General features: G+C 64.9%; 12 protein-coding genes. All 12 read right to left on the bottom strand.

Going from position 1 to position 17301, the window contains the following annotated elements:
- Positions 1–11: 11 nt before the first annotated feature.
- Positions 12–1736 carry a type VII secretion protein EccE gene (gene eccE / locus ACFYOW_RS43015; protein ID WP_387296773.1) on the bottom strand — a complete coding sequence of 575 codons (1725 nt, stop codon included), beginning with the start codon at positions 1734–1736 and terminating at the stop codon, positions 12–14.
- Positions 1733–3082 carry a type VII secretion-associated serine protease mycosin gene (mycP, locus tag ACFYOW_RS43010; protein ID WP_387296771.1) on the bottom strand — a complete coding sequence of 450 codons (1350 nt, stop codon included), beginning with the start codon at positions 3080–3082 and terminating at the stop codon, positions 1733–1735. Before mycP ends, eccE begins: the two co-directional genes overlap by 4 nt.
- Positions 3082–4614 carry a type VII secretion integral membrane protein EccD gene (gene eccD / locus ACFYOW_RS43005; protein WP_387296769.1) on the bottom strand — a complete coding sequence of 511 codons (1533 nt, stop codon included), beginning with the start codon at positions 4612–4614 and terminating at the stop codon, positions 3082–3084. Before eccD ends, mycP begins: the two co-directional genes overlap by 1 nt.
- The gene (locus tag ACFYOW_RS43000) at positions 4611–6110 is read right to left on the bottom strand and encodes an AAA family ATPase (protein WP_387296767.1); all 1500 of its coding nucleotides are present in this window, start codon (positions 6108–6110) and stop codon (positions 4611–4613) included. The genes eccD and ACFYOW_RS43000 overlap by 4 nt, the downstream gene beginning before the upstream one ends.
- Positions 6111–6179: 69 nt before the next feature.
- Positions 6180–7010, bottom strand: a complete 831-nt coding sequence (locus ACFYOW_RS42995; protein ID WP_387296765.1) for an ESX secretion-associated protein EspG — start codon at positions 7008–7010, stop codon at positions 6180–6182.
- Positions 7011–7019: 9 nt separating this feature from the next.
- Positions 7020–7331: a WXG100 family type VII secretion target gene (locus ACFYOW_RS42990; RefSeq protein ID WP_387296763.1), complete on the bottom strand. Its 312-nt coding sequence runs from the start codon at positions 7329–7331 to the stop codon at positions 7020–7022.
- Between the two features lie 33 nt (positions 7332–7364).
- Positions 7365–7778, bottom strand: coding sequence for a hypothetical protein (locus ACFYOW_RS42985; protein ID WP_387296761.1), 414 nt, complete (start codon positions 7776–7778; stop codon positions 7365–7367).
- A 40-nt stretch (positions 7779–7818) separates the two neighbouring features.
- Positions 7819–9153, bottom strand: coding sequence for a PPE domain-containing protein (locus ACFYOW_RS42980; RefSeq protein WP_387296759.1), 1335 nt, complete (start codon positions 9151–9153; stop codon positions 7819–7821).
- Positions 9154–9183: 30 nt separating this feature from the next.
- Positions 9184–9501, bottom strand: a complete 318-nt coding sequence (locus tag ACFYOW_RS42975) for a hypothetical protein (protein WP_387296757.1) — start codon at positions 9499–9501, stop codon at positions 9184–9186.
- Between the two features lie 150 nt (positions 9502–9651).
- Positions 9652–13662, bottom strand: coding sequence for a type VII secretion protein EccCa (eccCa, locus tag ACFYOW_RS42970; protein WP_387296755.1), 4011 nt, complete (start codon positions 13660–13662; stop codon positions 9652–9654).
- On the bottom strand, positions 13659–15218 hold the full coding sequence (gene eccB, locus ACFYOW_RS42965) for a type VII secretion protein EccB (protein ID WP_387296753.1): 1560 nt from the start codon (positions 15216–15218) through the stop codon (positions 13659–13661). Before eccB ends, eccCa begins: the two co-directional genes overlap by 4 nt.
- Before the next feature lie 5 nt (positions 15219–15223).
- Positions 15224–16984, bottom strand: a complete 1761-nt coding sequence (gene eccA, locus ACFYOW_RS42960; RefSeq protein ID WP_387296751.1) for a type VII secretion AAA-ATPase EccA — start codon at positions 16982–16984, stop codon at positions 15224–15226.
- Positions 16985–17301: the final 317 nt, after the last annotated feature.

The raw sequence follows: 17301 nt of genomic DNA, 5'->3' as shown, positions 1-17301 counted from the left end.
CCTGTCTCCCATCAGCTCATGCGCCGAACGTCGGGCCCTGGCGTGGCACCATTGCCACCCGCGGTGATCGCGGGTTGTTCGGCGGCGGAATCGAAATAGCGGGTTTCACCGCGCGGCTCGATCAAATCGACGCGCACCGTCCGCATCGGAATACTGACATCCACCGCGGTCGCGCTGACCTGATTGATCGCCAGATCGACCGACCGCCGGCGCGGCCCACCGGGGTCACTGATGGTCACGGTGGTATGCGCGGTCGATACCTGCGGCGGCAGATTGTCGAAGACGGTGATCGTCGCCGAGGACGGGGGCGGACCCGAACCGGCTTGCCCCGCAGCGGCATTCGCGGCCCCTGCCTCCGGCGCCAGACGCAGCGACTCCGGATCACCCACCGCGGCGACCAGCTGCCACCAGCGGTGCGGGCGCCCCGAATGGACCTCGACGTCCGCGCCGACCACCATGGCACGCAAAACGATCTGCTGCGCCACCGGCAGGTCGGCATGCACATCGATGGTGCGCCGGCGTGGGTTGTACCGGGCCGGGTCGAACAGCGGCAGCGCCAAAGTATGTCGTGGCTGACCGCTGATGGAACCGAGAATCTGACCATTGGGACCGATCGCGATCGTGAGCTCGGGCAGGAGCTCATCGGGGGCGATATCGCGACCCAATTCATCGGCGGGCACCGCGCGGATCGACGTTCCGGTCGGCATGGTGGCCAGCAATGCGATGGCCTGCCTACCGGTCAACCGGCGCAGATAGTCCGGCGGCTCGGTCGTGACCGGCGGGCCGATATACCGTGCGAGCGCGCGTGGCCCGGCCGTGGCATCGGTGAGGCTGATCACCAGCGTGGTCCGGCCGCGGTTCCACGACCAGCAATCGTCCAGGCCGGCACCGTCCATCCGCGTCCAGTCGATCAGGAAGCTGGTCACACAGCGACCCGGTACCGAGGACTCCATACAGGTCCAGGTCTCACGCAGATCGCCGAGTTCGACACCGGCGTGCAGCACCCTGGTGGCCTCCTGCATCGCTGCCGCGGGCAGTGCGTGCGCGGCGATGCCCCGTTCCCGCAATCGGCCCGCGATGCGATGCGCCGCGGTGGCCAATGCACGCGGCCCGACCATCGCGACCAATCCGCGTCGCTGCAGCAGATCCAGGTTCCGCTCCATGTCCAGCCGGACGACCAACCAGGTGAGGCGGTGGCCGACGACCGGGTGGGAGCCGATCAGCTGGTCGTAGAGCATGCTGTAGTTGCCGGTCGGACGAACCCGCTGCCCGGTGGTCACGATATCGATATCGACCGCCAGACCGAATTGATCGAGCAGACCGACCAGCGCATCGACGGGGACGGTGTCCTCGGTGTAGATGGATTTCTCCGCGATGACCGTCGGCAGGTCGAGATTGGGGGCGAGTTGAATCATCGCCGTCAGCACGGTGCCTTCGGCCCGAATGCCGCAGACCCCGGCGGCAACCTCGATATCCGCCACATTCGCCGGACCGGCCAGCGCCTCAGCTCTGGTGGCCCTGCCGAATCGGTAATCGGCCCAGTCGAGCAACCATCTACTGGTCGTGCGGCCGTTCACCTCGACCGCAACGGTCACCAGCAGCACGGTGATCACCGCCGCGCTCGCCCAGATCGGGGTATGCGACCACAGCCCGGTAACCACCAGGCTGCCGCCGATCACGGCGACGGCGAACGGACCACGTTCGACACCGCCCACCCGAACACTCGGTAGGCTCACCGCCGCCTCCGGACCGCGGAGTTCGCGTAGGTCGCGCCGAGCCCGAGCAGCAGCGCGGCCACGATGACGACGGCGGCCGCGAACGGCGGACGACGATCCTTGGCGCGCGGCGGATCCGGAAGCACCAGCACCGACGACCGGTACAACCCGATCGGCGGTTTGGGCGCGGTGCGATAGCTGAGCGCGGTGAGCGGATCGATGACACCGGCGCCGATGAAGTTATCGATGCCACGAGCGGGGGCGTGCGCGCTGGCGGTCATGCGCGCCATGATCTCGGCCGGAGTTTCGTTGGGGAATCGGGAACGCAGCAAGGCAGCGACCCCGCTGACATAAGCAGCCGCGAAGGACGCGCCGGCGACCGGCACCAGTTTGCCGGGTTCACCGACACCATTGATCAGGCCGGTGCCACCAGGACCGAGCGATTCGATCGCGGTACCCGGCGCGCCGACCGAAACCCACGGCCCCGACAGCGAGTCGAGCATGGTGGCGCCAGTGGCGGTGGTGAAGCCTACCGTCAATACGTCCGTACCGAACCAGCCCGGCGCGGCCACGTTCTTGACATCGCGCCAGTTCCTCGGGTCACTCGGCCGGGTCGGATCGATATCCGGATTCTGATCACAGCCGGCGCCGACATTGCCGGCACCCGCGACGATCAGCGCGCCCCGTACATGTACGGCATATCCGATCGCCACCGACAATATCGACTGGTCCACCGCAAGCCCCACCGGAACACAGACCGGCAGCGACACCGTGATCACTCCCGCGCCCAGATTCGCCGCATGCACGATCGCCCGGGACAGCGTCCGTATATCCCCCGAAAGTTGTTGCGCCATATCACTATTCGGGCGATCGATACTGAAGGCACCGGAGCGGTACCGAATGGATATGATCCGCGCGTCCGGAGCGACGCCGGTGAATCCATCCGTGGGATCGGATGCCGCGCCGATGATTCCGGCGATCAGGGTGCCGTGCGCATCGCAGTCCGACAGACCGTCCCCACCGGTTGTGACATAGTCACCGCCGCCGACCAGACTGGGCAGGCGGCTATTGGGCGTGACACCGGTATCGAGCACCGCGACGGTCACCCCGGCCCCCCGGCTCAATGCACGAGCGTTCGGTAGATCCAGTGCCAACTCCGATGGCGGCGTACGCGCCAGATCGCTGTCCCTCAGTACACCGGTCGCCAAGCAGCCCTTGTCCTGTTTCGTCGGTAACTCCGGGCCGGGCGGGTCATCCGCGGGCGAGCCGATGACCACCTGCGGCGGTTCCACCGCCAATGCCGGTGCGGCGGAGGCGATCAGCGCGAATCCGGCCAGCACCGCGGTCGCGGTTGCGCCGATTCGCATCAGATCGCCCGCATCGCGGTGTAGATGCCCATGATCCAGCAGGCGATGATCGGGATCACCAGAATGAGCGCATACTCGACCAGATCGATGATCCGCCGGGTGACCGGCGAAAGCCGACGACCCGGCAACTGCACCGCCGCGACACACGCCGCGGCGGCCGCCACGCCGACCACGAAGACGACAACCAGCCGCGCCGGTGCCGTTTCGTACGCACTGACCAGCACAAACCCGACGCCGACCACAGTGACCGCCGACGCTATGACGAGTGCAATGGCCTGTACCCGGTCCGGGAACCAGCGCGCGCGCAGGGCCAACAGACCCGCCACGGCCGCGGCCAACACGATCTCTCGGATACCACTGGGGCTCACCGCGGCCGACAGCACGGCCGCACCCGCCAAAAGAGCCGAGGTTGCGGCGATGAGCCCGCGCAGACTTGTCACCGCCAGTCGGGCCCGGCCTTCGATGCCGGCCCCGGCCTGTTCCCGTTGCCGTTCGGTGTCCTCGGCCGAATCGAGTTCGGCGTCATCGCGCGCGGATTCAGCGTCGAAGATATCGGTCAGCGTGGCCGGGTTGACCTCGTTGCCGGGGTCCGGCAGATCCGGTGGCCGAATGCGGGCAACTACGACGGCAAGGCGCGGTGCGGCAGTCAGCAGCACCAGTCCGACAAGCGCCGCGCCACCTGATATCTGGCGCACCGACAGATCCAGATAGGTCAACGGTATCGCCGCGGCCGCCACGGTCGCACCGAGCACGGTGACCGCCATCAACGTCGCGATTCCGAGCTTGGTCACTCGCATCATGGCCGCGGCCGCGACGGCCGCGACAACCGATCCGGCCGCCAGATTGGCCGCGGCGAACGGTCCCGGCTCACCGTAGGCGGGTGGCACCAGCATCGCGCCACCCGCGAACAACAGTGGAATCGAGGACAGGGCCAACCCGAGGCAGATCCGCGGCGCGAAGTTCCGCTGCCGCGCCTGCACCGCGCCGCCCCAGCACACCGCGCCGAGCAGCAGCGCAGGCAGCGAATACCACCAGATCGACCCGGATTCCGTCCACGACACCGACAACATCGCCGCGATGGCGATCGCGCCCACACCCAGTGTGGTCAGGCCGACGACCGCGGCGGTACCCGCGTCGAACTCGGCGAATTCCCGCTCGTTGATCAGGGCGAGCGCATCGGTGATGTCCTCCACGACCGGCGTGAAGACCTCCGCGGATTCGACCGCGGCCAACATCAGCACGGTGCCGTCGACGACATCGTGGTCGGCGAGGCTGCGCCAGCGGGGCATCGGCGCTTCGCCCGGTCGAGCCAGGCTCCACTGCCCGGTCGGCGGGGTGAAATCGACGGTCTCGTCGTCGATGGCCTTGGCCAGCACGACGAGCAGATCATCGATGAAGGTTTCGATGGTGAACTTGGTCGGCACCACGACGTCGACCTGGTAGCTGGACACCAGGACCGCCATCCGGGCGCGTGCCACCTCGGCGGATGCCGCGGGTGCCGCTCCCGGCGGCGAAGCAACGGCAGTACTCATCGCCACCCTCCGGCGGACCGGCCGCTGCCGGCGCCACCAAGATAATTCGGGAATCCATCGGCAAGCCCGGCCGCGAGCTCTTCGAAGGCGAGCAGGGTTTCCTTCTCCACCAGGCGCAAATCGATCTCGCCACCCTCGGCCAGATGGTCGTCATAGGGCAGGATGCAGGTCGGCCGCTGCCCGGTGGCGAACAGCTTCTCGATCGCCGCGACATCGACGACCGGCTTGGTCGGTTGCTGGTGCACGATCGTGACGATCGATTTGGCGATCAGATGCTGCATACCGTGCGAACTCAGCCAATTCAACGTGGCCACCGCGCCTTTCACCCCGCCGACGGTGGGGGGAGTGACCACCACGACGGCGTCGCTGGTCTGCAGCACGCTCATTGTCACCGAATCCAGCACGCCCGTACCGCAATCGACGAGCAGCAGATTGAAGTGCCTGCGCAAAACCTCGACGGCCGTTGCATATTCGCGACCCGAGAGGGCCTCGTTGGCCTCGATGGTCCACGGCGAGGCGATGACGGCGAGATCCGCCGAATTGATCGACATGAACGACTGCACCGTCGAGAAGGCCTCCAGATTCGACGCCTGCGCCAGATCGCGCAGGGTCAGGCCATACGGGTGCGGGGCGGTACGGGTGGGCAGATCACCGAAGTCCGGATTCCCGTCGACGGCGACGACTCGGTCCGGGCGCAACGCCGCGAAGGTCGAGCCGAGCGTAGCGGCGGTCGTGGTGCGGCCGACGCCGCCCTTCACGCTTATCACGGCGATCTGATAAGGGGTGTTCAGCTGGGTTCGGATTCGGGCGCGCCGGTCCTCGGCACGCTGCTCGGCGGGTGAGAGGCCGAGCCGGAACCCGACCTTGTTCAGCGCGCCGCGTACCCCGGTGCTGGACTGCAGCCTGGCCCGATTGGCCGCTGAGATATCGGCCAACAGATCCATCGAGGTCAATGCCGCGGGCAGCACCTCGACCTGCGGCGCCGCCGTGCGGTCGATGCGATCGGGCACCCAGCTCGCCGCCTGCGCGGGTTGCCATGGCGTGTCCACGGATTCGGCGCCGGGTCTTTCGGCGCTGGGTCCGGTATTGCCGCTCGATGCGTTCGCCGAACCGGATGCGGTCTGTGTAATCCGCGCAGTGGCGGGCTCGGCTCCGCCGTGGGCCGCCCACATCTCGGGCGAGGAAGGCGTTGCCGCCGCATAGTTCTCACGCGCCGAATCCGCGGTCGGCACAGCCACATTCGGCGCGGAGGGCTCCGGCGCGGTCGCGCTCTGTGGTGGCATGGGAGCAGGGGTAGTCGCCGCACGCTGCGGTATCGACTGATCGGGCGCACCGATCACCGGTTCGTTATAGCCGGACTGCGGGCGTGCGGGAACGCTGCTGGTCGCTGGGCCGCTTTCCGGCTCCTGCGCCGCCTGCATGAAAAAGGCGTCGTAGCCGCCCTTGTGTCGGACGGACTCGGCCGGATGACCATTAGTACTCGGCGCTCGGCTCATATCTGTCGTCCTCTCGAAAAACCCACTACCACCGGAAGCCGATGCGCCGCGACAAGTCCGACGTACCGATCACCCGACCCGGCTGGTGTCGAACCAACTTCGGCCCGGTAATAGCTCGACCAGTGCTCCGATGGCGGCATGCAAGGCAGCGTCGTCACCCGGAGCGTAGGTCGATCGGACTTCCCCGTCCATCGCCACACTCGGAGTCACGATCACCCGTCCCGAAAGTGTATCCAGCACACCGACACCGACGCGCGGCCGATGCTCGCCACCGTCCCGGTGCTCGATCATCACCACCTCCGCACGCCGCACAACCTCATCGAGAATGCGACTGAGCACACCCGCAGTATGCGGCTGCGCGCCCAACTCGAGCAAAGCCTGCCGACATTCCTCCCGATCATCGGGTACTTCGTCGAATTCCGCCTGCGAAGCGGTCATCGGCTCGAAACGCAATGCCGGACAGGGGCCCAACGCCGCAGCGAGTGCGGCGGAGACGGCGTCCAGCTGACGTCCCTCCTGGAATACCTGCTGAATGATGACTTCGTCGTCATGGCGCACCGCAAGGACATGCGTATCGCCCTGCCGGACCAGCGACAGCCGCAGCATGCCCTGCCGTTTACCGTCCGGGCCGAAATCCAGCACCCGCGCAACCAGTTCCACATCCGGTCGGTACAGACACTGCAGCCAGTTCTCGACTACCGGGTGCACCCGATCGCCGTCGATGATGCCCGCTTCTGCGAGATCACGCGCGACTACCGAGCGCACCCGGTCCAGATCATCGAGCTTGTAGACATTCGGCAGCAATGCCAATACCGGAGGATAGGAGTCGATGCCCGCCATGTCTTGTAACAGCAGCGCGGCATCGACATTCAGGTCGACCGCGATCGGATCGGTCTCCACTGCCTACCGTTACGCCTTGATCGCGCCGAACCGGTTTCCTTGGACGATATCGACCTGATTCATGGTTCCACCGCTGTTCATGTGCTGGGACATGACGGAGTTCAGCTGCTTCACCTGGCCGTCGTAGGCGGTGATCTTTTGGTCGAAGGTACTCATGATGCCTTGGTATCCCTCTGCGGCTGAACCCTGGAATTCCTGCATGAGCAAGTTGTACAGAGCGCGCAGATTCTCCGAGTTGGTCTGCATCGCGGCAACAAGGGAGCCGATGTTGCCGGTGGCCGCCTCCGCAGCGCTGTAATTGAAGTGAATAGGTCCGCTCATCGTAATTGCCTTTCTAGAACCTAGTTTATTTACTCAGTGCCACGTGTTGAAGTCGACCTTCGATGCTCCGGCGTTATAAGCCGCCTGCCCCTGCGCGCCCAGGAAGCTGTGGTCGCCACCCGTACCCACGAAGCCGTCGGCGTTGCCGCTGTGGCTGACCTGCGACGCCGCGTCCAAGTCATGAGCGTCGATCTTGACATGGGCATCGTTCAATGCGTCGATGATCTCCTGCAGCGTGCCACCGAGAGATTTGCCCGCGTTATACGCGCTGGACAACGCTGTCTGGGCCGCCCGGCCGGTCTGACTGCTGGGCGGTACCGCTGCCGCCAGCTCGTCCTGGGCGCTCCACAGACCGTTCAAATGGCCCTCGAGTTCACCGAGGCAAGCGGCCGAGTTAGCGGCACCCGTCTTCAATTTCTCGGGGTCGACATGAGTGAAAGTAGCCATTGTTGTTCCTCTCCATCAACTGGAATTCGACCTCGGCGATTTACCTCGGAAGAACTGGGGTATTCGAATCCACATCGTCGTCGGATCGCTCGATAACTCCGACCAGAACGTCCTGATCAGCATCCGATTCCTCCGGACGATCGGTGTATTCGATGACACCGATCACCGGAGGCTTCTCCAGTACCGGGACTTCGAACTGCTCGCCCGGCACGAAAACCTTGCCCGGCTTGCGGTCCTCGTCGCGGCGACGCCGCCGCATCCGAGCATTCGCCGCGACTACCCGGCGCGGTGGGCCGCCGCGGGTCGCGGGTCCGGCCGACACCGGATTCGAGGTGGGGCCGAAGCTCGCACCGGGTGCACGCAGCCAGCTCGACGGCATGCGGAATCCGGTCGAGGCGCCCGGCATCGAACCGAGCCCACCACGCATCATGTTGATGGCCACGAAACTGCCCACCCCACCGTTCAGGCCAGCCAGTGTCGTCGAGTTCTGCGATGCGCCGTACAACCACTGCTGATCCGATGCTCCCGAGTCGAAGCCGTTCGCGCCCGAATCAGCGGGCATCGAACTGGGATCCGCGTTAGGTGCGAATTGCTCGGGGTCGGTGGGGTTGGCCGAGTTCGTCGGATCGGTAGGCTGCGTGGGAGAATCATCACCACCGGACCCGTTGTCACCACTGTCATTCGAACCATTGTCTCCGTTGCTATCCGACATGGGTCGCTCCGTCGACGAGACGGTTTGCGTATCGGTAGTCCCGGTCCGAGTGTCGGTCGGGCCGTTGGATGTCGGATCGTCATAGGTCGAATAATCCATGGTCGGGCCCGGATCACCGCCAGTCACGATTGGTGGCGCCTCGGCCGGCGGCGGCAGCGAGGACAGCACCGGCAACAGTTCGGCGGCATAGGCCGCCATCACACCGATCGCGGCCGCTCTGACCGCCAGCAATTCGCCCTCGGTCTCGAGCAACGCGAGCCCGGTTGGCGCACCTAGGACAGTCGCACCGGCCAGCGCCATTTCCCGCGCCCGAACTTCGGCGCACCATGCGGCGACAGCCCCCATAGCCGTTTCAGCCTGGGAGTAGATACCGACCACGGCGTTCGCGATCTTTGCGGTCTGGTCCGCCACTTCGGCCTGCTCACGCAGCCAGTTCGCGTGGTTGCGGAACGCCGCCTGCGCCTGATCGGAGGACAACCCTGCCCATGCTCCGCCCATTTGGCTCATCGAGCCATCGGTATTGGCCGCAGCCGCATGCAATTGCGCGGCCATCAGTTCATAAGCCTGTGCCGTCAACTTCGTCGATGCGGCTCCGTCACCCATGAGCAACGGGTAAATTATTCCTTCCGGCGCCAACGCACCGAATACGACACCAAGCGGCATGTCATCAGCCTTCGCTCGGGCTATCCGCGACTACTTGTCGAATACCGTTCCGTTGCTGAGAACGTGCGCTCCGTAGTGCACATCGTTGACGGTGTAGGAAATATCTATCTCTGGCAAGGTGACCGCGCCATCGAGTCCCTGCAAAGCGCCATGTACCGTACTGGGAAAGAACGATATCGCGTGAGCACCGAAGGCAAGAGGGATGAACGCGCTGACGTCGTCCTGACCAGGCTGCACCGGCACGGAAGCCGGGGCGGCCGAGTGGAGCATCAGCATCAGATCGTCAGCGCTGATACCAAGTCGTGCGGCAATGACCGGGAGTTCCCCCGGAACAAGATCGAGGTTCATGGCAGTCTCCTAACGACTGGTGCCAGTTGCCGACAAATGGCACATCAAGAACGTTCCGTCATAGAGAACGCTATGCCATTCCCAACTATGGGAATCGCAGTCGACCGAGCATGTCTACCCCTTGCTGAGCTCGGACAAACCGCCACGGATCTACTCCTCCGGTGGTACCCAAGCGGACTGAACAAGATCCTTGCGTGAGTGCAGAGGCTCGACAAAGATGCCGCGACCGACCGGCTGCTTCATCGGCTTCACATCCCCGATGAGAATTCCGTCCAGCTTGGAGCCGTCCATGATGAGGCCCGACGAGTTGAGGTTCTTCATCTGACCGAGCACGTTGTCATACATCGCGGTATCGGCCTGAGCGATGTTGCGCGCGACGATCACGTGCAAGCCAGTGTCGCGACCATCGATGATGATGTCCTTCAACGGTTCCAGCGGATTGCGCAGACCACGCTGGGCAACCATGTGATAGTCGTCGATCACCACGAAGATCTCCGGACCGCTCCACCATGAGCGTTCCTTGAGCTGCTGGGAAGTAACCCCGTCCGGCGGACGGCGGCCACGCATCTTTTCCGCGAACGGCGGCAGCCCCTCGAGCAGGTCGCGCTCGCTGGTCAGGAAGCCGATCGACTGCTCCTCCGGGATGGCATCCATATGCTGACGGCGGTAGTCGATGAGCAGTACCCGGGCTTGATCCTTGGTGAACTGCCTGCGGATCGACTCGAGCAGTGCGGCCAACACCGTCGACTTGCCCGAGCCGGATGCCCCCAGGACGATGAAGTGCGTTGAAACGCCGAAATCGACTGCGGCGGGCTGCAAATCGGATTCGCGAATACCGAACGGCACTACAAGTCGCTGGGCCGGGCTCGCCGGACCCGGACGGCCGGCCATGATCTCGTCCAAGGTGATCTGCGGAGGCAGCAGCTTCACTCCTGGCGCCCGGCGGCCTTGGTAGGTCTGGTGCAGCTGCTCGATCGCGGCGGCCAGACCCGCACCCGCCGAGTCCGCCGCACCATTGCCATCGATGCGCGGCAGTGCGGTCAGCATGTGCAGCGCGTCGTTGGATATACAGCGGCCGGGGCGATCCGGCGGGATCGCGGCGACGACATTGCGCTGCCCTAGGAATACCGTGTCGGTCAAGTCACCCAGGCGCATCTCCAGCCGGGTCTGCAACAGATCCTTGATGGCCGGACGAATCGCCGCCCACCTGGAGCTGCTGACCACCAAATGGATTCCATAGTTCAAACCCTGCAGCGCGATCGACTCCATGACCGGTAGGTACTCGTCGAAATACGGTCCGGTGACGGCGAACCCGACATCCCAGCCATCGACGACCAGGAAGACATCACCGTGCTCGTCACCCCGCGCGGTGAGTTCCGCCGACTCCCGAGGTAGGCCGCGGCGCCGACGGAACTCACGCATGGAGTCGATGCCGAGTTCGGCGAACAGCGCCTGCCGACTCGCGATGAGATTGGTGACCAAAGCGAAGGTTCGGCGGATCCGGTCACCGTCTCGGCCCGAGGCCACCGAGCCGACATGCGGCACATTGCGCACACCCGACAGGCCACCGGAGAAGTCGAGGCAGTAGAACTGCACCTGTTCCGGGGTGTGGGTCAGTGCGGCGGCCATGATCAGGGTCTGCAACGCGGTCGACTTACCGGACTGGGGACCACCGACGACGGCAACATGCCCCCCGGCCGCGGACAGATCGACAGACCACACGTCCTGGCGTTGCAGGCGCGGCTTGTCCACGATCGCCAGCGGCAGCTGCAGTGCGCCCGCTGTGACAGCGGGAAGCAGCTTGTCCAGGGTCGGCGGCACCGTCAGCGGCGGCAGCCACATCTTGTGCGCCGGTGTGCCGAAACCGCCCAGCTGTTGCAGCACCGTCTCCATCACGGTCACCGGCTCACTGTCCGTTGTCTGCGACTGCTGCACAACAGGTTCGGGCTCGATGGCCGCAGGGCGCACATCGATGATATGGGCCGTGGTGAATTGCTGTGGCGGCCGATAGCCACCGCCGGGTCGCCTGGCACGTTGGGCACTGGATGCCGATACCTGCGCTGGGGCGACATACGGTGCGCCGACATATGCGGCTTGGAATCGCTGCAAATCACCCGAGCCGACTCGCAGATAACCCGAACCCGGCTTCTTCGGCAGGTGATAGGCGTCCGCGGTACCGATGGCGTCGCGGGAATCAGCGGTCTGGTTGGTGCGCAACGCGATTCGGTAGGACAAGTGCGCCTCCAGCTCACCCATCCGGTTGGCGGGCACCTTCTGTGAGGCCAGCAACAGGTGGATGCGCAACGAACGACCCAACCGGCCGATCGCGACAAACAGTTTGGAGAAGTTCGGATGCTGTTCGAGCAGTTCGGCGAACTCGTCGAGAATGATCAACAGCGTGGGCAGCGGTGCGAGCTGCGCGCCCTGTTCACGGGCCCGCTCGTAATCGGCGACGCTGGCGAAGTTGCCCGCATCGCGCAAAATCCTTTGCCGCCGGCCCATTTCGCCGTTGATCACGTCTTCCATACGAGTGACGAGATCCGCCTCTTCTTCCATGTTGGTGACCACGGCCGTTACATGGTGCAGCCGGTCGAACCCGAGGAAGGTCGCACCACCCTTGAAGTCGACCAGCAGCAGGTTCAGCTGATCCGGGGTGTGCGTCGCCACTGCCGAAAGCACCAGGGTGCGAAGGAATTCCGACTTTCCGGAACCGGTGGCACCGATGCACATACCGTGCGGGCCCATGCCCTCCTCGGCCGATTCCTTGATATCGAGATAGACCGCGCCACCGGCCGGATCGTGGCCGAAGGGAATATTCAGTCGGGATCGGTCCGAGTCACGGCGGTGCGGCCACTGCTGCTCGACCCGGATGGCACCCGGATCGGTTACGCCGACCAGTTCCTCCCATGACGTGCCGCCGCTGGCCTGATCCGCGACCACGGCCTCGACGACGGTGGACAGCCGATAGGGGGAGATATTGCGGGCCAACGCCTTCGCCGTCGCCACCGACATCGCGTCGGCGACCCCGACCCGCCGCAGGCCGCGCGGGGTCACCTCGTGCAGCGCCCGATCGGGCCCCACCGAGAACTTCAGGGCTCGCGGCAAGGTCTGCTCGGTCCTACCCAGCCGCAGCCAGGTGCAACCATCGATACCGGAGATGTCCCGATCGGTGGCAGGAGCGCTGTCATCGACGATCAGCAGATAATGCTTTCGATCCAGCGTCGGCTCGGAATTCGCGGAGAACGGGCCACGATTGAGTCCAGCCAGCGCCTTGGCACGCAACTCCGAAACGCTCCGATACACCATCCGACTCGGCCCGATCGCATCTGTATCGCTGGGATGTTGGGTGTGCGGCAGCCATTTCAGCCACGACCATTCCGGTGCGTCCGGATTCGACAGCACCGCGGCGACCGCGACCTGATCCGGGCCGTGCAGTACGACGACCTCGGCAACCATAGCCCGCACCAGCGCGGCCACCGCGTCGTGATCGCCATCGACACTGATCTGCGGGGCCGAGAGCAGATTGATCGCGACCGGCATACCCCCGACCGTCGAATAGGCCTTCGCGAATCGGGTCACCTCGACGACACCGACCGGATCCAGATCGGAGGTGGGCGCGGCTTCCGGCACTATGACCCGCACCTGGTTGGCGATCCGGCCCCGCCCAACGCGTACCCGCAGGAACTGCGGACTGGCAACTTGGACTTCCCACATCCGCTTGCCACCGATCAACGCGGCGATTTCGGCCGGGCCGGGATGGGTGTAGCGCAAATAGTTATGTAGTTCGGTCTCCGCGGCGTGCACGGTCTTGCGGTTATCGGTGACGCTGCGCAGATAATCCTTGCGTTCCTCGTTCAGACTCGCCGCACCTCCGGCGCCGCCGCCGGAGAACGCACCGCCCATCATCCCGCCCATGGAAACCAGCATCATGATGGGGAACATCAACATCATCGGCGACATCTGCCCGCCGCTGCGGAACATCATCACCATCATCCCGGCCATGGCCGACACCATGACCACCGGCATGATCATCTTCATCCGCGACGGCGGCACCGGCTTGGGCAGTTCGGTCGGCGGCTGCAACCGCAATTCGGTTACCGCGGGGGCTTTCGGTCCACGCACCATCCGAGCGGGCCGAACGAATCGGCGGGTAGCTGTCACGAGGTGCCGCCCGGAAGACCGATGACGGCCTTATTCGTCGGGATGCCGTCGTGCTGGAGCCGGGCATCATTCTTCGACAAGGTGGGACCGACCGCGAACAGCGACACAATGGACCACGGTGCGGGCACCGGGGTCCGCAGTCCCAGTGACGTCAAGGTCGAATCCGGGGCAGAGTTGGACTCCACAACGGCAGCGATGCCGTAGCGAACGCCGCTGTCGGAGATCCAGAACAACGACTCCCGCCGAGGCGATCCCGGATCCGCGCCGGTCACCTGGACGAAGCGTCCGGTGGTCCGCGGCAGATACGCGGCGTCGGCGGTGGTGCCGCGTGAACCGGTCGCCGTCACCAGGCCCACGGTTCGGGTCTGCTCGTCGACCTGCAATGGCAGTTGCCGTCCCACCAGCAACTCGGTCGAGGCATTCTGATCGGTGCCCGCGCGCCACCAGTGATAGCAGGTCACCCCCAGCCGCATCGGATCGATGACATGCACCGGCCGAATCGGATAGGCAGCCGTCCCCGGCCACGCACCCGGACGCAGATTCGCCGCGATGACATCCGGTCCGACCGTCCTTGTCGATACCGAACCGTGCGAGTCGGCATTGCGGATGATCGACGCCAACACCGAATTGATCTGCACCACACCGGATTCCGAAACAAGATAGTAGAATGCGCCGCGATCCGGCGCCGACACCGTGAGCACCGAACCGACCGGCACGCTCAGACCCGAGGACAATGTCACGGCATTCCCCGCACCGGGCACATCGGGCACACGCAGCGGCGGGACCTCGGGTATGGCGGAGATGAACCCCTTGGATGCTGAGACGACAGTCGAGGTCGAGTCGATGCCAAGGGCCAGGATCACGGCCGAATTACTCAGATCTATCGACGCGCGAACAATGCCCTGCTGTGGATCGGCGTACACCAACCAGGTGGTGGTGTCATCGCGCAATAGCCGCGCCTCGTCAGCGCCCAAACCGCGGATCGCATCGCCATCGACGGTCAGCGGACCGCCGATCGCGGTCGTCAACACCGGCGACAAAGCGACGGTCGGCAATCCGGTCTGCGGATTGACCGGCGCCGCCGCACCGACCCTCGCGGTATCGCATACCGTCCACGACGAATTCCGGTCCCCATTGTCCGCGATCACCCCGGGCGCGCCGGGAATACCGACCCACGGCCCGCGCGGATACTTGGCCAACTCATCGCGCGAGACCGGGACCGGATTGTCCGGCGAACCGGCGATGAGTCGCGCCGAGGTCAGATTCAGCGCCGGATACAGTCGACCGCCGACCTTCACATACAGCGCCCCGCTGTCCTTCTCCGCGATAATCTTCGAGTCCCCCACCTTCTTGGCGGGTTTGAAGAACCCCAGGACGGCCGCGCCGGCGATCACCAGGCAGGCCAACGCGATCCCGATCGACAGCGCGGTGGATCTACCACGCTGCGGATCATCGATCATCGAGGCGTCCCGGCGAACCAGTGCATGCTCGATCCGGCGCAGCAGAAACCGCCAACCCGATATCTGGTGCTTGGTCACCACCCGGAAGCGCGCCATGCGGATCAGCCCGTCGCGGCGGGCGCCAAGCCCGTGAGCGCGGCGTGGATATCGAAGGCGTTGATAGTCATCAACTCCTCGTTGGTCATCGCAGCGACATCGGCGTTATCCCGGGTGAATCGGTAGTCTCGCTCGGCTTCGGCGGCCTCGACCACATTGCGGACGAAACGACCGTTACCCGCCAGGTCGATCAATCGCCGACCATTGCGGCTCTGCCCTGCCAGCTGCTCGCACCGTTCCCGCAGCACTTCTTTGGCCTCCGAGGAGAGGATCGAATCCTTGTTGCGGGCAATATGATCGGCGATCCGCACCAGTTCCTCGGCATCATAGCTGGAGAAGCGAATGCGTTTGGTGAAGCGTGAGGCGAGACCGTCGTTGGAGGCCAGGAATCGATCGATCTGGTCCTCGTACCCCGCGATGATCACGACTAATTTGTCGCGGTCGTTCTCCATGCGAGCCAGCAGGGTGTCGACGGCTTCCTTACCGAATGCGTCACCGCCGGACAGCCCTTCCTGGATCAGGGTGTATGCCTCATCGATGAACAGCACGCCACCGAGCGCGGAATCGATCAGCGCGTTGGTCTTCGGCGCGGTGTGGCCGAGGTGGGTGCCGACCATATCGTTGCGCGATACCTCGATGACGTCGGCGTTCTCTACGACGCCGAGCCCGGCGAAGATCTTGGCGATAACACGGGCGATGGTCGTCTTACCGGTACCGGGCGGACCGGAGAAGATCAGATGCTGCGATCGGGAATCCACGGCAAGACCTCGCTTGGCCCGCACCTGATCCATCAGCACACCCGACTTGAGCCGGTCGACCTGCTCCTTGACCGAGTCCATGCCGATCTGCGCCCGCAACAGATCGGAGGCCTCCTCCAGCAGCGACTCGCGTGCGAGTCGCGCGGCGGATGCGGCAACCTCGGACGGGTCGTCACCGGACTTCGGATCCCACTGATTCGTGCGCGAGGCGATGACCTCGGCCGTGGTGACCTCGAGTCGATAAGACTTGTCCCGCACCGCACGCTGCCATTCGGGACGGTCCGACCACAATGCGGACCCCTGCAGGCCCTTGAGGATCTTGTCGGCGGCATCGTGTTCGCCGTCGTGGCGCAGCAGCATGCCGAGCAGGAAATGCGCATCCGCCCAGATGTAGGACAGGTTGCCGGACTGACTGTCCTCGACGATGCGCTGCGCGCGCGGCAGGGCCTCGCCGAATCGACCCAGATGCGCCAGCGCCTGTGCCGTCATCAACTCGGCGGCGATATCCAGCAGCCCATCGTCGAGCGCGGGCTTGGCATTGCGAGCGGAGAGCACATCCAGCCACTGTTTGGTGCGGAAATACAGCGACATCCGCACGAAGTCGGCGACATCGTCGCGTGGCACTTCGGCGAGAATGGCCGCGGCTTCCTGCCATTCGCCACCGTCGGCATAGGAACATGCCTGGGCGATGGCGATCTGATCCCGATCCGCCATGGCGACGCGCAGTCCGAAGACGCCGATCTCGACCTGACACCACAGCGCACGATCGACCAGACCGGCGCGTTGCTGATCCCGGTACAGGTTGTGCACCGATCGGTACGCACCGTAGATAACCTCGGAGGTGACCTCACCGGCCATGGCGCGGCCCAACCAGGCATCGCACATATCCGGATCCAGGTCCGTGGCGGCGCGGAAGGCAGCCGCCGCCTGCTGTTCATTTCGCACGCCCCCGGCGACGAGCGCCAGACTTTGCACACCTGTGTAGAACGCGTCCTCGGCCGCAGACAACTCGGGCTTCCCTTCCGACGATCCTCGTGGACCGAAGATAGCCATTTCGAGCCCGGTTACGACTGCCAAGTTATTCCCAAGGTTGGGAAGACGGCATCGTTACCCGACGTCCGGATCTATTTGTCCATGATTTATTGGCTCGATATTGAATGTGCCGTTATTTAGCGGTATATTGAAGGTGGGTCGACGGTCCCTCATCCCGAAGACCCAGCCCCGTCCAGTGGTGGTCGGTGGCCGTGATCCGGCCGCCGGCCATCGACTGGCAAGCGGCGGATCGTCACCCCAAAACCCCGGCGATCTGTCATGCGGCGGCCGTC

Origin of the sequence: Nocardia sp. NPDC006982 (assembly GCF_042869435.1) — a bacterium.
Lineage (GTDB): Bacteria > Actinomycetota > Actinomycetes > Mycobacteriales > Mycobacteriaceae > Nocardia.
Note: the sequence above shows the minus strand (reverse complement) of the source record. Positions and strands in the feature narration are given on the sequence as shown.

Excerpts from the sequence above, each read along its gene's own strand:
- ACFYOW_RS42980 (WP_387296759.1), bottom strand. The coding sequence starts at position 9,153 with ATGCCGCTTGGTGTCGTATTCGGTGCGTTGGCGCCGGAAGGAATAATT.
- ACFYOW_RS42975 (WP_387296757.1), bottom strand. The coding sequence starts at position 9,501 with ATGAACCTCGATCTTGTTCCGGGGGAACTCCCGGTCATTGCCGCACGA.
- eccD (WP_387296769.1), bottom strand. The coding sequence starts at position 4,614 with ATGAGTACTGCCGTTGCTTCGCCGCCGGGAGCGGCACCCGCGGCATCC.
- eccB (WP_387296753.1), bottom strand. The coding sequence starts at position 15,218 with ATGGCGCGCTTCCGGGTGGTGACCAAGCACCAGATATCGGGTTGGCGG.
- ACFYOW_RS43000 (WP_387296767.1), bottom strand. The coding sequence starts at position 6,110 with ATGAGCCGAGCGCCGAGTACTAATGGTCATCCGGCCGAGTCCGTCCGA.
- ACFYOW_RS42990 (WP_387296763.1), bottom strand. The coding sequence starts at position 7,331 with ATGAGCGGACCTATTCACTTCAATTACAGCGCTGCGGAGGCGGCCACC.
- mycP (WP_387296771.1), bottom strand. The coding sequence starts at position 3,082 with ATGCGAATCGGCGCAACCGCGACCGCGGTGCTGGCCGGATTCGCGCTG.
- ACFYOW_RS42985 (WP_387296761.1), bottom strand. The coding sequence starts at position 7,778 with ATGGCTACTTTCACTCATGTCGACCCCGAGAAATTGAAGACGGGTGCC.